Source organism: Anatilimnocola aggregata (assembly GCF_007747655.1).
In the GTDB taxonomy this organism is placed as follows: Bacteria; Planctomycetota; Planctomycetia; order Pirellulales; family Pirellulaceae; genus Anatilimnocola; species Anatilimnocola aggregata.
This window is the reverse complement of the sequence record NZ_CP036274.1, coordinates 4,451,266-4,471,642: the sequence shown is the minus strand read 5'-3', so window position 1 is coordinate 4,471,642 and position 20,377 is coordinate 4,451,266. Positions and strand designations below refer to the sequence as shown.

Sequence of the window (20,377 nt, the reverse complement as noted above, 5' to 3'; positions counted from 1 at the left end):
GGTATCCGCGTCGACCGCTCGCCGTGATGGCAACTTATTGCCGCAACTATCGACGGATTCGTGAGTTAAATCGCGCCGCTACACTGTGGACATTTCACTTTTGCCCCTTATATTCGGCCCGAATGGGATCAGCCACCATTCGCGGGTACCTTTCTGTGTGGTTGGGGTAAACGCCACCGACTGCCCATAAAAATCGGGCTCCTTCCTGTCGGCCCGGTCACAGCGATGAACCGCTGATCTTGTTGTTAAGGGGCACGCACTTGCGAAGGCTCATTTTCAGGAACCAACAGTGATCCCAGTCGCCCAATTTGAGGCTCCTCGGGCACTGCGTTAACGCCGCAATTTCATGGTGGAGAGGATCGCAGGAACAGCGACCGCCACGCTTTCAGGGAGTGAATATCATGGCCGTTCTAAAAGACCGAAAACATCGCCGCACCTCGCCCAAGCGCAGTACTCAGCAGCGAACCGACGCAAAGCGCGCTCTGCTGTTTGAAACCTGCGAAGAGCGGCGTGTGCTGACCGGGGCTCCCTCGTTCGATAGTTTAACCATCGCTCCAATTCAGGAAGGTTCGTTGGCGACCCTGGTCGGCACCATCGCTGACCCGGATGCCGATGAGACGTTTTCCCTGACTCTCAATTGGGGTGACCCACTATCGCCGAACAACAGCGAAACCATCGACCTGCAAGCTCTGCCTGGCCACGTCACCTGGGACGCCAATGCGCGGACCTTCACGGTTACCCATCGCTACCTGGACGATGATCCGACGGGCACTATTCAAGACAGCTATTCCATCACGGCCAGCGTGACCGATGGAAACAACGAAACGGGCAATGGGAGCACGTCGGTCTTGGTGCAAAACGTCGCACCCGTGCTCTACTGGGGCCCCAACGCCGCCACGCTCGACACATCATTCGGCACAAATGGTAGTGCAGTGACCGATGTGCTCGGCCCGGGACTCGACTTCCTGCAAGATATCGCCATCACGCAACCGGACGGCAAGACCGTCGTTCTCGGCTTCGGATCGAGCTTCAGTGGCGCGGAATCCTACCTGCTTCGTTACAACACCAACGGCACCGTGGACAGCACGTTTGGTAATGGGGGCAAGGTCACGGTCGGCGGTTCGTCGTTCAGCGCCAATTCGCTGGCCTTGCAAACTGATGGCAGCATCCTGGTAACAGGAACTGGCTCCAATTCATCCGATAGCGACTTTGCCGTCCGTCGCTATAACGCCAGCGGCGCGCTCGACACGAACTTTGGCGAACAAGGGCAGGCGACGATCGATTTCGGCGAAGGTAGTTACGATAATTCAGCCAAGACGCTCATCCAGCCAGCGGATGGCAAGTTGCTAGTAATTGGCAACTCGTACAGTGACAACAACCAGATATTCACACTCCTCAGACTCGAGGCCAATGGTCTCGTTGATCTCAGCTTTGGGGATTCTGGGCGGGTCCATGTCGACTTGGGGAACCTCTCCGAAAACGTCACAGACGCGGTCTTGCAACCAGATGGCAAAATCTTGGTGCTGGGTACGACATACGTCAGCGGCACTGGTGCCGATGTCGTCTTGCTGCGTTTCCTAGCGGACGGAATGGCGGACGACTCTTTTGGCACTGATGGCGTAGTCTTATCTGACCTTGGGGGGACGGAAGATTATGCGCGGTCGATCGCGTTGCAAACCGACGGTCGCATCTTGATTTCCGGTTCGACGAATGCCGCAACGCAGGACATGGTTGCTGCCCGCTACGACGAGACTGGTGTGCTGGATGTGAGTTTCGGCACCGACGGTGTCGCCGTGTTTGATTTTGGCGGAGGTTATGACGTAGTGCAGGACATGCTCGTCCTGCCAGATGGAAAGATCATTCTGGCGGGAACGACCGAACCCAGTGGCGGACAATCGTTGTTCGCACTAACGAAGCTGAATGACAATGGAAGCCTCGACACTTCCTTCGGCACTAGTGGTCTTGCTACGACCGATTTGGGTTCTGCCTATGCTCTTGGCGCCGCGGTTGACCTGCAAAGCGACGGCAGCCTGGTAGTGGGTGGCATCGCAGTCGCTGCTGCATCAGTCAATGACTTCGACCTGGGGCTCGCGCGATTTACCGCGAGTGGTCAACTCGATTTGACGTACGGCAGTGCGGGCTTCGTGCAAACGGGCTTTGCGGGATCAACGATTACGTTCGACCGATCCGTCATGGCTGTGCAGCCCGACGGCAAGACCCTGATTGCCTCGACGATCATGGGCATCACGGGCGATCTCGGCTGGGGAATCGCGCGCAATAACGTCGATGGTTCGCCCGACCTTAGTTTTGGCACCGGCGGCACACTGAATGTGAAAGTTCTAGGCGATTTCAACCGCCTGGGCGGCATTGCCATTCAGCCCGATGGCAAGTTCCTTGTAACTGGCACGGTGCAAGGTGGCGCGGCTGGACTCGATATCGCCATTCGTCGTTTCCATGGCGATGGTTCCGCAGATACTTCGTTCGGCACTGCCGGCACAGTGCAACTGGAACTTGGCAATACTTCAGACGTGCCACGCGCAATCGCGGTACAGAACGATGGGAAAATTGTGGTTGGCGGCCACACGCAAGCGGACGGAGAAACTGCAGACTTCTACGTTCTTCGCTTGCAAGCAGATGGATCGTTCGACACCAGCTTTGGTACGAGTGGACTGACCACGACCGACTTGGGCACAAGCAGTGCGCAAGCGCAGTCTCTGCTCATCTTGCCGGATGGCAAGATTGTTCTCGCGGGGGGAGTTAATGGATTTGGATCCAGTTTCGCCCTCGCCCAGTACAGCTCGACTGGCGCGCTCGATACTTCGTTCGGTACCGCTGGTGTGATGCTGGGCGAAGCGGAAAGCGTGGACGTTGCCATTCAAGCGCTGGCCGTGCAAGCCGATGGCAAATTGCTCGGCGTGACAAATACCGAGACTGGTGAAATTGCCGTCTTGCGCGCGAATACCAATGGCACGCTGGATACGACATTTGGAACTGATGGCTGGGCGACTGCACAATTCGATGGGTTTGCCGAAGGATTTGGCGTCGCGGTGCAAAGCAACGGCAAAATTCTTGTTGCCGGTACAGCGCAATCAACTGGTCCGGCAGGTTCAGACTTCGCCATCGCGCGGTTTACTTCCGCGGGTGTGCTAGATCTTACCTTCGGCACAGCAGGCAAACAGAAAGTGGATTTGAATTCGCCGCAGGATAGTGCCTCCAGTATCGCGGTCTTGCCAAGCGGCGAAATCGTCGTGGGTGGCACCACGATGAATCTTGCTAATTTCAGCACTGACGTCGCCGTGATCCGCCTCGCAGGTGATGCCTCGATCGTGGATCACGTGAATGAAGGAAGCAGATATCGCTTGGCACTTGGATTAAGTGATCTCGGCGTGTCGGACTATCACTCTGCCACGATTGATTGGGGGGATGGGTCGCCACTCGACAGCGGTTCGATCAACGAGAACCAGGGCTTCGGCATCATGCAGAACACCCACCGCTATGCCGAGAGCGGGGTCTACCTGATCAATGTGACGGTGACCGACGACGACGGAGCGACCGTTTATTGGTCGAGCCCGGTGTTTGTCGATAACGTGGGGCCCGTGGTCTATTACGGACCGAATCCCGCGAGTCTTGATCCGACCTTCAGCGGTGATGGTCGTGACAGCGTGGATGTGCCTGGCCCGAGCTTGGAATTTGTCAACGATCTGGCTATCACTCAGACCGACGGCAAGATTGTGGTATTCGGTTTTCAGAACTCGTTTGCCGGTTCGAAGAACTTCTTGGCGCGCTACAACGTCGATGGTTCACTGGATAGTACGTTTGGCACTGCTGGCATTGCCATGCTGGCCGGCAGTTCCTTTAGTCCCGTCGCAATCGCTTTGCAAAGTGACGGCCGGATTGTGCTCGGTGGCAGCTATACGGGCGGACCTGATGGCGACCTTGCTCTGCAGCGATTCACCGCGACGGGCGAATTGGATCTTAGTTTTGGAACGGACGGGCTGGTCACATACGATCTGGGCGAGGGAACAAACGAATATGGGACCGAGTTGCTCATTCAGCCGGATGGCAAAATCTTGCTCGCTGGTGCGGCCGATGTAGGTAACTCTCGCTTGATGGTCATTGTGCGCTTTAATAGCGATGGAAGTCCGGATCTACCTTTCGCCTACAATGGCCAAATCGGCTTTAGCTACAGCGTTAACGACTATCCTCAAGGTCTCGCCCTGCAAGACGACGGCAAGATCATTTTGGCAGCCTCGGTTTCCGATGGTGTCGACACCGATTTCCTCATCGTACGGTTCCTAAGCACTGGCAACGTCGATTCTAGTTTTGGCGACAGCGGGATCGTCGTCACCGATTTGGGTTCGACCTACGATATTCCTGCTGGTGTGGTGATCCAGCCTACAGGAGAGATTCTTGTTGCGGGGACGACCGGTTCTGCTGCACCGACATTCGTCGTAGTGAAGTACGACTTCAATGGAGAATTGGTGACGACATTCGGCGTGAATGGCGTCGCCGAAGTAAATCTTGAGAGCGAAAGCGAGAATCTGGTCGATGTGCTAGTGCAATCCGATGGCCAGATTCTGCTTGTCGGTACGTCTAGTACGACTTCCGGTGGACAGACGATTGCGCTGACGCGCTTGGATGGAAGCACGGGCGCTTTCGACACTACGTTCGGCGACCAAGGCTGGGCCACCGCAGATTTTAATGCAAGCCAGTCGTATGCCGTGTCGGCCAGCTTGCAAGCCGATGGCAAGCTGGTGATCGGGGGCGGAGTATTCACAGGCGCGACCTTTTTCAATCCCGATATCACCCTCGCCCGCTTCAATACGAACGGTCAACTCGATTCCACTTTCAGTGACGATGGCTTCGTGGTTACCGGCCTGCAGGGGCCGCTCAGCAATTTCGAACGAACCGTGCTCGCCGTGCAACCAGATGGCAAAACACTGGTTGCCGGAAGCTCGATGGCGATTGGAGCCGGCGGGTATTTGAGTCTGGCTCGACTAAACGCAGATGGTTCGCTCGACTCCACCTTCGGCAACGGCGGCTCGGTGAATATCTATGTTGGTATCGCGCCCAACCGAATCGGCGGGCTGGCCGTCCAAGCCGATGGCAAGATCTTATTAACTGGCAGCGAGTTCGGCCTGACTACCACTTTCGATGTCGTGGTGGTGCGTCTGAATGCCGATGGCAGCTTCGATAACACCTTCGGCACCGCTGGTCGGACTACGCTCAACATTAACGACCACGATGAAAGCCGCGCGATTGCGGTGCAAGCTGATGGCAAAATTCTGATCGGTGGTTCGACAGTTGGAAGTAGTGGGTTCGATTATTTCGTAACGCGACTGCAAACGGACGGTACCTTCGACAGTAGTTTTGGAACCGGCGGCACAACGATTACCGACTTGGGTGACGGTTCCAATGTACTCAATGCGCTCGTCGTTTTGCCCGGTGGGCAAATTGTCGTTGCTGGTCAGGCCTCAGGCTTCGACTTTGCCTTTGTGCAATACACAAGCAATGGGGAACTCGACTCCACGTTCAGTGCTGATGGAATCTTGTACGGCACACCGGGAATCACCCCTTTCGGAATTCAATCGCTGGCCGTGCAGTCCGATGGCAAAGTGCTCGGCGCGACGACCGCGTTTACCAACTTAGGCCAAGGTCCTGCGGTGGTCCTCGTGAATGAAAACGGCACCATCGACACCGCGTTTGGCGATGCCGGCTGGGCGTATGTGGCGGTCCCCGGCACCTATTCCGAAGGCTATGGAGTAGCTGTTCAAGCCGACGGCAAGATACTCGTGAATGGTACGTTCTTTGGGTCTGAACCCACGATTCAAGACATGCTCGTGGCGAGGTTCGATACTGACGGTGCGCTGGATTTGGGTTTCGGGACGGGCGGAATCCAGACTCTGGATTTTGCTTCGCCGCAAGATACTGGATGGGCGGTTGCCCTCTCGCCCACGGGCGGAATCTTTGCCGCGGGAACATCGTTCACCATTTCTGGAAGTTTCACCCTGGATTTTGCGATCGCCAGATTGCTGGGCGACGCGCCAGTGCCAGCTACGATTAATGAAGGGAGCCGGTTTCCGCTAGTAATCAACTTTGCCGATGCGAGCAGCTTCGACACGCACACTGCGACAATCGACTGGGGCGATGGCACACCACTCGAGAATGCCTCCATTACCGAATCGCAAGGCGTGGGAAGTTTAATCAGCAATCATCGCTACTTAGACGATGGCATCTTCACCATTACGGTCATCGTCACCGACGACGAAGGAGGTAGTACCGAGTGGTCGCACGAGTTGACAGTGCTCAACGTGGCTCCGTTTGTCTTCGCGGGGCCTAATCCGGCGGCTCTCGATCCAACCTTCGGCGGCGGATACGTCACTACCGATGCGCCGGGTGATTCGTTTGACATGCCGTTGGCACTGTCGACCACCCAACCCGACGGCAAGATTCTCGTCTTGGCGCATCAGTCTTCGTTCGCTGGGACTGCCTTTCACCTTCTGCGATACTTGCCCGACGGAAGCCTGGACTCATCGTTCGGAACTGGCGGCGATGTTTTGCTGCCCAGTTCCGCAGTCTTCTCTGCGCAAACCATCGCCTTGCAGGCCGATGGTGGCATCCTCTTAGCTGGTTCGATTTACAACGGAACCGACCAGGACATGCAGGTGACGCGACTGCTGCCGAATGGTCAACTCGATACGTCCTTTGGCAGCGCGGGCTCGGTGCAAATTGACTTTGGCGGGACCTCCGAGGGGCTGCAAAAGCTACTCGTCAATCCGGTGAATGGAACGTTGACACTCGTCGGCCAGCTTTCGGATGGCTGGGATGTTGATACCGCGATTGCCAGACTGTTGCCCTCGGGATCATTGGACGCATCCTTCGGCACAGGTGGCAAAACAATCGTCGATTTGGGCGTATTTTCCGAGCAAATGGTCGATGCGGCCCTGCATGCCGACGGCTGGATTGTATTTGGCGGTTCCACGTGGGACGGCAGCCAGCGCGACTTGTTCATCGCGAAGGTTACAGCGACTGGCGCACTTGATCTCACATTTTCGGACGATGGCTACGAGATTGCGGATCTCGGCGGTGACGACGAAATCCAGGCGATTGTGATTCAGCCCGACAGCAAAGTCGTGTTCGCTGGTCGCTTTGGTGAAGTGGAGCAAGACTTCACACTCATGCGACTAGCTGCGGATGGCACGCTCGATAGCGCATTTGGACCGGGTTCGTCGGGACTCAACATTACCGACTTTCATGGTGGCAACGATACCATCAACGACATGTTCTTGCAGGCGGACGGCAAAATCTTGCTGGTGGGTACCGCTACAAACAGCAGTGGTATTCCGTCATTTGCTGTGGCACGTTACCTCACCGACGGCAACCTGGATTTGACCTTTGGCATCGATGGTCTCGCTGAAGCAGACGTCGTTGCTCCCCGCAGCAATATAGTGGCGGCCACCATGCAGGCCGACGGGAGTATCATCGCCGCAGGATTCTTACTGGGATTGCCGCCGGCAATGCAGTTTGATGTCAACCTGGTACGATTCGAGGCGAATGGTGCCGTCGATACGACGTTCGGCGAGAGTGGGCTTGTGACAACGGCGTTTATCGGACCAACGATGAACTTCGGCCGCACTGAAGTAGTCGTTCAGCCCGACGGCAAGACGCTAGTTGCCGGCACCGCGCACGACATGAGTGCCGCGATGTCCTGGAATGTGATGCGCTACAATCGCGATGGCTCGCTCGATACCTCGTTCGGCAATGCTGGATTGGTACGAACGGTTTTCCCCGGCGCGATGATGAACTTTGTCGAAAGCCTGGTGCTGCTGCCCGATGGCCGGTTTATCGTGGCTGGGCCGATCCAAGCGATGGGTTTGCCGCACATGGGCGTTGCCCGCTACCACAGCGACGGCACACTGGATACTTCGTTTGGCGTCAACGGTCTCGCCGAGTTTCACTTTGGCGATGTCGACGTGCACACGGCAGATGTTGCCCTGCAGGCCGACGGCAAACTCGTAGTCACTGGCTTTGTTGCCACGGCGGGAATGGGAGACATTCTACTTACCCGCATCATGCCCGATGGTTCGCTCGACACCTCGTTTGGCACCGCGGGCTCTACGACTACCAGCGTAAATGGAAACGACAGCGGCAATAGTGTGCTCGTGCAGCCCGACGGCAAAATCGTGGTTGCCGCACGAATCGACGCGGGCTTTGCCCTGCTGCGGTACGACCCAAGCGGCATACTCGATTCTTCGTTTGGTACGAATGGGATCGTTCAAGTTCTGACCGATGCATCGCCAGATGGGTTGGTTTCGGTGGCAATTCAGCCAGACGGAAAACTGACCGGGGTCTTCACCACTCAGAGCGGTGACGTGCAAGTGTCGCGCTGGAACAGCGATGGCAGCTACGATCTGTCCTTCGGCGACGAGGGTAGTACGCGGATCGATTTTGGCGGCATCGATACGGGCTCGGACCTGGCAATTCAGGCCGACGGTAAGGTTCTGATTGCGGGATACTCGATAACCGCTGGACCGAGTTCCAACGACTTCGCCGTAGCCCGACTCAACAGCGACGGCACCATCGATTCGCAATTCGGCACGAACGGATTCAAGTTAGACGACTTCAATTCGCCGATTGATAACGCGCACTCGATCGCCCTCGATCCAATGGGCGGCTTTGTGGTCGCGGGCACGACGTTCAGTCAGTTTGGCAACTTCACGTTCGATTTTGCAATTGCCCGCTACAATGGCGACGGCAATTCCAACCTCACGGCGCAAGTTGGGGAAGAGTTTCCCCTTTCGGCAGATTTCAGCGATGCGGGCATTCTCGATACACACACCGCCACGATTGACTGGGGTGATGGCTCGGCAATTGAGACGGCCAGCGTGACGGAGGCTAACGGCTTTGGCACTGCAGCTGGGACACATACCTATACCGAGCCGGGAACTTACACGGCCATCTTGACTGTCATCGATGACGACGGTCTGGCAACCGAGCGTGAATTTGAAATCACCGTTTCGCAATTAGGAACGACGGTAGAGCTCGTCGGTGGCAACGTAATTGTTACGGACACCGCCGGGACAACCTCGAACGACCTGACGATCTCGCGCGACGGCGTCTATATACGGATCTCAGACCCCTACTTTCCGCTGATCGCGCTGGCGGGAGCAATTCAAATCGACGCGCACACGGTCGATATTCTCGCGGACGATATTACAGGTGTCTTGCTCGTCAATGCTGCCGACGGCAACGATACGCTGACCATCGACTTCAACGGCGGTAATCCGCTACCTGTCGGTGGTATCGACTTCGCCGGCGGCGAACCCCAAGGCGCAACTTCCGACAGCCTGCGCATCATCGGTGGCGAGCAAGGCTCGGTCACTTACAACTACGCGAGTGGAACTTCAGGAAACATCATCCTGGAAAACTACGGCACCGTCTCCTTTACGGGAACAGACCACATCCGTAATACGGGCACCGCGGATAATGTCACCTTCAATCTGCCAGGGACGGCCGACACCGAGCTTTCCATCAACGACTACAGCACGGGTATTGCTCACATCGATAGCGGCATCGACTCGATTCCCGTCACTGAGTTCGCTGTCCCCAGCGCTGGCATGTCTCTCGCCTTCAACTTGGGTGCCGGTAACCAAACGTTGGTCATCAACTCGCTCACGTTGAGGGCAGACACTGACTTGCTGATCGATGGGCAGGAAGGTGCTCAGGACGTGGTTGCTCCGAGCCTTGGAGGACCTCAAGTTGTCACCGGCGACCTTTTCATCGCGGCCGAAACCATCATGGGAGTGATGAGACTCGAGGTTGCGGGCGACGTGATTCTGGATGCAGGGAGCACGGGCGAGATTTACTTGTCGTCGCTCCAGAATGCGATGTCGGGAAACATCTCGGTCACTTCCGGCAGCCTTCATCTGTCGAACTCCAGTTCTTTCAACTTTGGCGATGTCTCCCTCACTGGCGATCTCTTTTTAATCGCTGGCGGTTCCATTCAGCAGGCTCCTTCGTCATCCATCGTCATCCAGGGAAACACGTCGGTATTCAGCATGGGTGGTGCCGGCGACATCGTGTGGGACAATCCCCTCAACGATTTTGGCGGCCCAGTCTCCATCGGTGTCGATGGTAACCTGGCAATTAGCGATGCAAACGACCTGGCAATTCACGGCTTCGGCGTGTCCGGTGATCTAACGGTTGCTGCAGCGGGAAACATTACCCAGGATTTTGCCATCAATGCGACACACGCGTCATTCAGTGGCGCGAATATTGTGCTCGATAATCCGACCAACGATCTCCAGGGCTTGATTACGCTCAATGCAGAGAACGTCACCCTGATTAACGCGGGGGATATCCAACTTGGGGCTGTGGCAGTTACTGGACAACTCAGCCTACGGACGGAAGGAGCAGTGACTCAGTCGACCGCCGGCATAAACACCGTCGATTTAGCGATCGAAGCCGGCACTGGCATCTATTTGTCGACGGGGGGGCCTGCCAATCACGTCGTCACCATTGCCTTGCTGACGTCGAGTGGCGATGTCAGTTATGTCGGGGGGAGTTCACTGACGGTGGGAACCGTTGATGGAATCAACGGCATCACGACTTCGAGTGGCAACATCAGTGTCACCACGTCGGCGGGCGAGTTATTCACGCCCGCGCCCATCTTGGCGGCGAGCGGTTCGGTTAACGTTCAGGCCGCGCAATTGATCCAAATGCTCTCCAGCATGGAGGGGTCGGCTGGGGTCACTGTTCAAGCAGACAGTTTCATCATTCTCATGGGCACAGGAAGTATCACCTCAGCGGGGAACGTCGCGATCCATCTCAACTCAAATGGCTTAATCATTCTGGATGGAGCAATCTACAGCCCGACCGCTGCCAGCCTGAGTGGCACCGGTTCGACAAACGCCTTCATTGTGGAAGCGATGGCTGAGTTTGCCGGCGGTTTGACGGTGGCTGGCAACGGCGGGGAGGATGCTTTGGTGTATCGCGGCTCGCTCGATGCTCGCTGGAATGTCACCGGCGCGAATGCAGGCAACATCGTTGGAATCAGCGGCCCGGTGGACTTCACCGGCATCGCCATTCTCGATAGTGGCAGCGGCAACGACACATTTGCTTTTGCGATAGGGAGCTCCGTGAGCGGTAGTGTGATCGGCGCGGAAGGCAGCGACACGCTTGACTACAGCGAGTTTACGACGTCGGTCAATGCGAACTTACTGACCGGAGCCGCTACCGCCACCGGTGGAGTTAGCGGTATCGAGAACCTCACGGGCGGTTCAGGGAACGATATTCTCACCGGCGACAGCCAGCAGAATATCCTCATCGGTAACGCGGGGGCCGATTCGCTGCTGGGCAATGAAGCGGACGATACGCTCGAAGGTGGTGCGGGCAACGATACACTCGACGGCGGTGACGGCAATGACACCTATCTGTTTGACACCGATTCGCAACTGGGAACCGATCAGCTCGACGATTTTCTAGGCATCGACACGCTCGATTTCTCGTCGACGACCACGATTGGAGTCACGATCAAACTGGCTGTGACCGCCAATCAAACCGTGAATAGCAATTTGAAGCTTCGACTCGGTACCACGGGGACGTTCGAGAACGTGATCGGTAGTGCGCAAAACGACTTCTTCACTGGCAACGAACTCTCGAACGTTCTGACCGGCGGTCTCGGCGACGACACTTATATCTTCACGACCACCGCGATCGAACAGACCGATACCATTGTCGAACTTCCCGGTGGCGGAACCGATCTTCTCAATTTCAGTGCGCTAGATGCAACCGATACTCTGTTAATCGATCTGAGCAGCCAATCGCAAATGCTTGGCTTCCATACCAACCGCACGCTGCAAGTGTTCGAAGCGGGGCAAGCAGCTAACATCGAGAACGTCACTGGTGGTGATGGTTCGGATGTGCTGATTGGCAATGCGGCCAACAACGTTCTCAACGGTGGCAGTGGCAACGACAGTCTGCTGGGCGGTTTGGGGAGCAATACACTCATCGGCGGCGGCGGCACCGACTGGGCACTAACCGGACGAGACACCAATTTCACGGTGACCGCCACGACTCTCACGGGCGATGACGGTGGAGTTGATTCGCTCAGCGGCATCGAGAGTGTGAATCTCGCAGGTGGTGCCGGCAACAACACGTTCACACTTGCCGGATGGACAGGGACCGGATCGTTCTCCGGCAACGGTGGCGTCGATACGGTCGTGGCGACTGCAAACCTCAACATGGTGCTGGGCGACACTTCGCTGACAGTCGGCACTAAGTTCTTCGCCTTGGATAGCATCGCAGTTGCCAATCTCGCCGGTGGTGCCAGCGCGAACCAGTTCACGCTAAGCGACTGGACCGGCACTGGCTCGATTACCGGTGGCGGTGGTGCCGACCGCGTGATCTACGTCAATGACACCTTCATCATCCTGAATGACTCGCATTTGACGGCAAACGGAATGTTCATGACGCTCAATGCCATCGGCCGGGCCGAACTGACAGGTGGTGCCTCGACAAACACCTTCAGCGTAGCTGGTTGGACCGGCAATCTATCCGTCGATGGTGGCGGAGATATCGATACCATACTCTCCTCTCACGATGCCAACTTCACCCTGACGAACACTTCGCTTGCCATTTCCGGGCTACCCAACTGGAGTCTCGCGAGCGTCGAATCGGCTCACCTCAATGGCGGCGATGGCGATAATACGTTCACCGTTTCGGGGTGGAGCGGCACGGGCCTGGTTGCTGGCAACGGCGGCAGCGATACGCTCATTGCCAATCGCAATACCGACTTCATCCTGACGAACGCCAACCTGACGACGACGGATGGGCTCGCGCTCGATCTTTCGAGCGTCGAGGTCGCAAACCTGACCGATGGCGGTGGAAGTCACTTGTTCGACGTGAGCGGTTGGACGGGAAGTGGCAAGCTGACCGGCGCAGGTGGCAGTGACATGCTCGTTGTCATCAAGGATACGAACTTCACGCTCGGTAGCACTTATCTCACCGCCAGCGATGGTTTGAACATGGTGCTGGCGACAATGGAGATTGCGAACCTGATTGGTGGCGAGAGCAATAACACGTTCGATGTCAGCGGTTGGACCGGAACCGGCGCGGTAGTCGGCGGCGGTGGGACCAATACCGTGGCAGCCACTCGCAACGGCAACTTCACGTTGACCGATTCCACCGTGTCTGTTTCCGGCGGCTTCGATTTGATTCTGTCAGACATCACGATCGCCAACCTGATTGGCGGCACGAGTGCGAATACGTTCAACGTCACCGGTTGGACGGGCATTGGTTCGCTGACGGGGCTCGGTGGAAACGATATCGTGACGGCCACCAAGGACACCAACTTCGCGATTGGCGATGGTGCCTTTACGACCCTCGATGGAATGTCGCTGGCACTCAACACCATCGAGATTGCCAATCTCACTGGCGGCGCTGGCAATAATACGTTCGATGCGAGCGGCTGGACCGGCTCAGGCACATTCGCCGGTGGCGGTGGCACCGACGTAGTGCGGGCCACGAAGAGCGCCAACTTCGAACTCGCGAACAATCGCCTGCAAACCGACGACGCCATGGATGTAGTTCTGTCGGGCATCACCGTCGCCGATCTGATTGCGGGACCGACGGGTGCCACGTTCGATATCACCGCTTGGACCGGTACGGGCTCACTCACCGGCAATGGAGGATTTGTTTCGGTCGCAGCTGTCCGCAACGCCAATTTCACACTGACCGATTCTCACTTGTCGATCTCGGACGGTACTTCCTTCAACTTGCAGGGAATTACGGTCGCCGAACTCGAAGGTGGCGCGGGTAACAATGTGATGGATGCCAGTGGCTTCTCGGGAACTGCCGTTTTGAATGGCCTGGGTGGCAACGACATCCTGTTCGGCGGCTCTGGCGACGACTGGCTAACGGGTGGAACCAGCGACGACATCGTGGTCGGTAATGCCGGCAACGATACGCTCGTTGGCAACGCTGGCCGCGATCTGCTCATTGGTGGTACGGGCGCGGATAACGGCGAAGCCGATTTGATTCCACCCGGCATCGACGGTGGTGGCGGCGACGATCTGCTGATTGCCGGAACCACTAGCTACGATGCCAACATTGCCGCGCTCACTGCCATCATGGCTGAGTGGACAAGTGGCAATAACTACGCAACGCGCGTTAATAATTTGCGGCAAGGAACCGGTGCCAACGGCGCGTATGTGCTGCGAGTGGCTGGCGACTCCGGTCTCGGTGCTGCGACGGTGTTTGACGACGACGATATCGATAACCTCCGTGGGCAGGCAGGTCTCGATTGGTTCTTCGCCAATAGCCTGGAAGATCTGCTTATTGATCGCAACAGCAGTTCGGAATCGCTGAGCAATCTTGAGTAAGTTTAGCGCTGACCGCGCGCTGACCACACGTAATCCTAGGCATTGGCCGGTGCCTCGTTGGCATCCGGCCTATTGCTGACAGGGAGTTCAGGTTGATCGCGGAGTGTGCCTAAGTAACGCAGGACGAGGCCAGAAAAGATCAGTCCGCCACCAGCGATGGTCCACCAGGCGGGCATGTTCTCGCGCCAGCCCCAAGCCAGGCAGACCCAGACCGGCACAAGCAGCGGCTCGACCAGCCCGATGCCACTCGCTTCGTGGCCGGGAATTGTCCGCAGCGAACGAGCGAAGAGGAAATAGGGTAGTCCCATTTGAAAAATGCCGAAGGCTGCGAGCATCAGCCATTGCCGACCCTGCGGCCAATACTGCTCGACGACGCTGGCTTCAAGTTCGTAGACCGGCGCTAGCAGTGGCAGCGCAAACGGCGCGAGGATGCAGGCCGTCACCATGTGATTGAGAGCGATCAGCCAGGCACTTTCGTGCTCGCGGAGCATGCGCAGCGAGAGGACGACCCCGGCGTAGGTGATGCCCGAAGCCAGCCCATAGAGCACGGCATCGAAGGCGGCCCCTTGGGATTCAAAGTAGAGGATCAACCCGATGCCCGCTGAAGAGAGGGCTGCCATTAGCCAATCGAGCCCGCGCGATGATTCCTTGAATACCAAAACACCGACCAGCAGCACGATCATCGGGCCAGTGTTTTGCAGCCAGATTGCGTTGGCAGCTGAGCCGCGGGCCATGGCGGTGAGATACGTATAGTTCATGGCGGCGAAGATGAGTGTCATCGGCACCATCTTCCACGACCAACTCGGGCGGCGCACCATCGGCAACAAGATGACGCAGGCAAACAGAGCCCGCCAAAACGCAATCGTCGGCCCTGGCCAACCCTTGAAGTCCGGAGCCTTGGCAAAGAAGCCACTACTGCTCCAAAGCAGCGCCGCAATCAGCACCAGCAGCCTGGCGCGCCAACGCTCGGCAGAAGTAGTTTGCGTTAGCATGGCAGGAACAAAGGAGAGAGGTTTATCGCGTAGAGTCTGCAGCATAGCATCTGCGTTCAGTAGTACCGAGTCCCGATGCTTGTGGCGAAATCGCTGGTTGGCTATCCTTTCCTCCAAATTTTCACAGCCTGCCGGCACAACTGAAAGGATCGTATGAACCAGCCAGCGGCATCCCTTCCAGCGCCGATCAACGGCCACGAAATTCGAGTTCCACTCACGATGGCTTTCGGCGTGATTGGCATGGGCTTTATCGGGCTCTTCTTCGGAGGCACTATCGCGCTCGCACAACTATCTGGCTTCAGTTTTGGTGGACCCGCCGGAAGGTATGAGTTCACCAGCGGCGCTGGCCTGCTGGCGCTCGTCTTGGGCTCCGGTGGTCTACTGCTGATTGCAGCAGGAATCGTCTTGCTGTTGAATCGGGGCGGCCTTGTCATGGGGCATGATCGGCTGCAATACGTCGTCAACCGGAAGAAAGTGATTACTCAGATTCCGTATCACAATATTAGCCGGATGGAGATTGCCGAAAGCGATACGGGCAGGTTCATCGGGATCGACCTCGCCAATCTTGCCGATCCGAACACGTTTCATCCGGACGCTGAAGGTTGTAAGAAGTATTCTAACTGGCATTACAAGATCGAACTTGCGACTCCGCAGATGCCTCTTGAGCACATTTACCAATACATCGTCAATCAGCGCAACGCTCGGCGAGGCTAAGGCTGAGAAAGTACCCACCGCGGCTTCCGTTGTTGGCTAGACGATCGCCGGTGCCGGCCGAATCGGTTTGGCGATTGAAGCACCGGTCCAGTCTTCCCTTGCGGGCTGCCGCGACATTTGCTGGGGGAGAAGTAGCCGAGCGAAGTCCTCAAACGACTCTTGTCCCCTCCCCGACTGCGACCGATCATCCTAAAATCTCGGTTTGCCCCTGGCTGAACTTTTGCCCCCAATCCGTGTCGATTGAGCGGGCCGTCCTTTGAGGGAGTAGCTGTTCCATGTCGACCGTCACCGCCAATCAGCGCGTTTTCAACTTTTCCCCCGGTCCCGCCGTGTTGCCGCTGCCGGTCCTGGAACAAGTTCAGCGGGATTTGGTGTCGCTGCCTGGCTACGGCATGAGCATTCTCGAGATGAGCCACCGGGCTCAGGGCTTTCTCGATATTCTGGCTGGTGCCAAGCAGATGCTGCGCGAGTTGCTGGCGATTCCCGAGAACTATCACATCATCTTTTTGCAGGGCGGTTCGCGATTGCAGTTCTCGATGGTGCCGATGAACCTGCTGCGTGGCCAAAGCGCTGCCGCCGATTACGTCATCACCGGTTCGTGGAGCAAAATGGCGCTCGACGAGGCCAAGCGCGAAGGCCAGGTGAAGGTCACTTGGGACGGCAAAGCAACCAATTACGATCGCTTGCCCACGCAAGCCGAGGCCGGTCTGAATCCGGATGCTGCCTTTACCTATTTGTGCAGCAACGAGACCATTCAAGGCGTGCAGTTTGCTGAAGAGCTCGATACTGGCGCATCGCCGCTGGTGATCGACGCTTCGAGCGACTTTTTACATCGCCCCTTGAACTTCAAGAATATCGGCCTGGTCTATGCCTGTGCCCAAAAGAATGCGGGCCCAGCTGGGGTGACTGCCGTCATCATTCGCGACGATCTGCTGGCCCGTTCGCAGGATAGCTTGCCGGGATATTTGAACTTCAAGAATCACGTGAAAGAAGATTCGCTCTACAACACGCCGCCGACCTTCGCCATCTACCTGATGGGGCTCGTCCTCCGCTGGCTAAAGGACGATGTGGGCGGGCTGAAGGCGATGCATCAGCGGAACAAGGATAAAGCCAAGCTGATTTACGATTTGATCGACGGCAGTGGTGGGTACTTTAAGGGACATGCCCAGACCGCGAATCGTTCGCTGATGAACGTCACGTTCCGATTGCCAAACGAAGCCCTCGAAAAGAAATTTTGCAAAGAGGGCGAAGACCGCGGGCTCGATGGCCTTAAGGGACATCGCAGCGTCGGCGGCATTCGGGCCTCGATCTACAACGCCATGCCGGTCGCGGGGGTCGAAGCCCTTGCCGACTTCATGCGCGAATTCAAAAAGAACAACGGCTAATCGTCACTCTGTGTGAGTTGTCTTCACTTCTGCCTTCTAACTTCTACCTTTCCCCATGGCCCGTATCATCGTTCTCGATCCGATCGCTCAAGAAGGTCTCGATATGCTGGCAGCTGCGCCCGGCATCGAGTACGAAGTTCGCACCGGTCTCAAGGGTGCCGCTCTGCGCAGCGCGCTCGCGGAGTTTGATGGAGCGATCTGCCGCAGCGGGGTGACGATCAACGGCGAGGCGCTCGAAGGAAACAAGCGGCTGAAGGCCATTGCGCGGGCCGGTGTGGGAACCGACAACATCGACAAAAATGTTGCCACTCGCCTCGGCATCGTGGTGATGAATACGCCCACAGGCAATACCCTGAGCACGGCCGAACATACGTTCACGCTGCTGCTGGCTCTCTCGCGCCGCGTGGCCGAAGCTCACATGACCCTGTGCGGCGGTAAGTGGGACCGCAAGACGTACATGGGTTCGCAAGTTGCCGACAAAACGCTGGGCATCGTTGGCCTCGGACGCATCGGCCAGGAGGTGGCCAAGCGGGCCAATGCCTTTCAAATGAAAGTAATGGGTTACGACCCGTTCCTTTCAAGCGAGCAGGCGCAAAAGCTGGGAATTCAACGTGTTGATAAGGTTGCCGATATGTTTCCGCATATCGACTACCTGACGGTGCATACCCCTCTGACGCCAGAAACGACCGACCTGATTGACTCGGCTGCGATCGAGAAATTGAAGCCCGGCTGCCGGTTAATCAACTGCGCCCGCGGCGGCATCTACAACGAAGCAGCGCTGGTCGAAGGACTCAAAAGTGGCAAGCTCGGCGGCGTCGCGCTCGACGTGTTCGTCGAAGAACCGAACACTACCAGCCCGCTGCTGAAGATGCCCAACGTCCTCTGCACGCCTCACCTGGGTGCCAGCACCGAAGAGGCACAGCAGCAAGTCGCGCTCGAAGCGGTGCAACTGCTGATTAACTATTTCTCGACGGGCGAAGTTCGTCATGCCGTGAATATGGCCTCGGTCGATCCCGCCACGTTACAGGCAATGAAGGGTTATCTCGATCTCGCCTGGCGGTTGGGCCTGCTGATGGCCGAATGGCAACCGAGCGGAGCAGCTGGCTGTCACATTACTTATCGTGGCGAAGTGACCAAGCGGAACACGAAGCTCCTGACTTCCGCCTTCTGTGCAGGCCTGCTCGAAAAGGCGCTCGACGAAGAAGTGAACATCGTCAATGCCGAAGTGCTGCTGCGTGAACGGGGCATCGTGCTGACGGAAGAATCACGCCCCGATATGGGTGCCTTCAGTTCGTCGATGTCGGTTGAAGTGAAGACGGGGAACAAGATTCACGTCGCTTCCGGCACGCTCTTTGGCAACAACATGCCGCGGTTGATTCGCCTGGACGACTCGCGCCTGGAAGCTTATATCGACGGCAATCTGTTCGTCTTTACGCACAACGACGTGCCCGGCATCATCGGCGCGGTCGGCACCATCTTTGGCAAGCACAGTGTGAACATCGGTCACATGACCGTAGGTCGTGCCGTGCCCGGTGGAACAGCGGTCGGGGTCCTTAATCTCGATACCGTGCCTCCCAAGGCCGCCATCGATGAAGTGCTATCTCACCCCAGCATCACCAGCGCTCGAGTCATTCCCATGCCACCCGCTGGCAAGCTCCCTAGCTGGTTGGGTTGGTAGTAAGGGATGAGGTCAGGGGCCCGCGCTTTGCTTGCCTCTCATCCACGCGCTAAACGCCGCTGCCATTAACACCGGCAGCGCGATCGATACGCCCAGCGCCAGTGGTAGCCACTGATATCGCTCGGCAAATTGGCCAAAGGCCGCATAGGCGAGCGCCAGGCCCAAATTGCTCAGCAGTACTGGCGGCAAGAACGTTCGCCACCTCATCTGGTGCATCCCCACAAATAGCACGCTCGCTTCGGCCACGACGGGAATGCCGCGACCGACGACCAGCAACCAGGGGCCCAGCTTGCGCGTAAGTTCTTCTGCGCGCTCCAAGTCGGATTGTGTCGTCAGCCAGGCCACTAACGGCGCACCGATGCCCCGGGCGAGCGCGAAACCGAGTGCAGCTCCCAGCGACATTCCCAGCCAGGCGACCAATGTTCCCAGCAGCACGCCCAACTGCCAACCCGCTGCCGTACAAAGTACGCTCGAAGGAATCGGCAGAAAGATATCGCTGGCGAGCAAGCCGATGATGGCAGCTGCGGTCAAAGCTTGCGACTCGCGCGACTTGCCCCATTCGCCAATTTGATCCTGCCAATCGAACCCCAGCAGCGTTAAAGGCACAAGCGGGATCGCCAGCACCACAATCATCGGCAGCATCGGCCGCAGAATATCGCGCACGACTAACTTTCCGACGGCATCGCTGCCAGCGCGGCGATGCAAAACTGAATGTGCTCATCGAGGTCGAGTCCCAAGTCGGCAGCCCCGCGGTCGATGTCGTCGCGGTTGACGGCGGCGGCAAAACTCTTCTGCTTCAGCTTTTTCTTCACGCTCTTGGCTTCCATGCTCACGAGTCGCTCTGGTCGCACCGCGGCGCAAGCGATGATGAATCCGCACAGTTCGTCACAAGCGTAAAGGGTCTTGTCGAGGCGACTGACGCGCGGGCAATCGGGTAGATAATCGGCATGCGACTTGATCGCGTAGATCACCTGCTCGGGATAGCCTCGCTCGCGCAGGATTTCGGCTCCTTGCAGCGGATGATCGGGCGGATTGGTCCACCGCTCGTAGTCGAAGTCGTGCAGCAGTCCGACAGTGCCATACGTTTCCTCATCTTCGCCCCACTGGCGCGCGTAAGCACGCATGGCGGCCTCGACGCACAGCATGTGCTTGCGCAGCGCTTCGCTGCTGACATATTCGTGCATCAGGGCGAGGGAAGCGGTGCGGTCAAGAGGATTGCTCATGTTG

Annotated in this window: 7 protein-coding genes; 4 read left to right on the top strand and 3 right to left on the bottom strand. The window is 57.4% G+C overall.

Going from position 1 to position 20,377, the window contains the following annotated elements:
• Nucleotides 1–401 precede the first annotated feature (401 nt).
• On the top strand, nucleotides 402–14,381 hold the full coding sequence (locus ETAA8_RS16775) for a PKD domain-containing protein (RefSeq protein ID WP_145090609.1): 13,980 nt from the start codon (nucleotides 402–404) through the stop codon (nucleotides 14,379–14,381).
• 35 nt (nucleotides 14,382–14,416) lie between these two features.
• On the opposite strand, the gene ETAA8_RS16770 is transcribed toward ETAA8_RS16775, so the two are convergent.
• Nucleotides 14,417–15,418, bottom strand: coding sequence for a DMT family transporter (locus tag ETAA8_RS16770; protein WP_145090606.1), 1,002 nt, complete (start codon nucleotides 15,416–15,418; stop codon nucleotides 14,417–14,419).
• 108 nt (nucleotides 15,419–15,526) lie between these two features.
• Here ETAA8_RS16770 and ETAA8_RS16765 point away from each other — a divergent pair, with 108 nt between their 5' ends.
• The 3 genes from ETAA8_RS16765 to serA all read left to right on the top strand — a co-directional run bounded on the left by ETAA8_RS16765 (nucleotide 15,527) and on the right by serA (nucleotide 19,150).
• The gene (locus ETAA8_RS16765; RefSeq protein WP_145090603.1) at nucleotides 15,527–16,087 is read left to right on the top strand and encodes a hypothetical protein; all 561 of its coding nucleotides are present in this window, start codon (nucleotides 15,527–15,529) and stop codon (nucleotides 16,085–16,087) included.
• 275 nt (nucleotides 16,088–16,362) lie between these two features.
• Complete coding sequence (serC, locus tag ETAA8_RS16760; RefSeq protein WP_145090600.1) at nucleotides 16,363–17,472, top strand: 3-phosphoserine/phosphohydroxythreonine transaminase; 1,110 nt, start codon at nucleotides 16,363–16,365, stop codon at nucleotides 17,470–17,472.
• Nucleotides 17,473–17,527: 55 nt separating this feature from the next.
• Nucleotides 17,528–19,150, top strand: a complete 1,623-nt coding sequence (gene serA, locus ETAA8_RS16755; RefSeq protein WP_145090597.1) for a phosphoglycerate dehydrogenase — start codon at nucleotides 17,528–17,530, stop codon at nucleotides 19,148–19,150.
• 12 nt (nucleotides 19,151–19,162) lie between these two features.
• Here the strand turns inward: serA and ETAA8_RS16750 are convergent, their stop codons facing one another.
• Entirely contained in the window at nucleotides 19,163–19,855 is a 693-nt protein-coding gene (locus ETAA8_RS16750) for a TVP38/TMEM64 family protein (protein WP_145090594.1), read from the bottom strand.
• Nucleotides 19,816–20,373 (bottom strand): HDIG domain-containing metalloprotein, encoded by a 558-nt coding sequence (locus ETAA8_RS16745; RefSeq protein WP_145090591.1) that lies wholly within the window; start codon nucleotides 20,371–20,373, stop codon nucleotides 19,816–19,818. The genes ETAA8_RS16750 and ETAA8_RS16745 overlap by 40 nt, the downstream gene beginning before the upstream one ends.
• Between the last annotated feature and the right edge of the window lie 4 nt (nucleotides 20,374–20,377).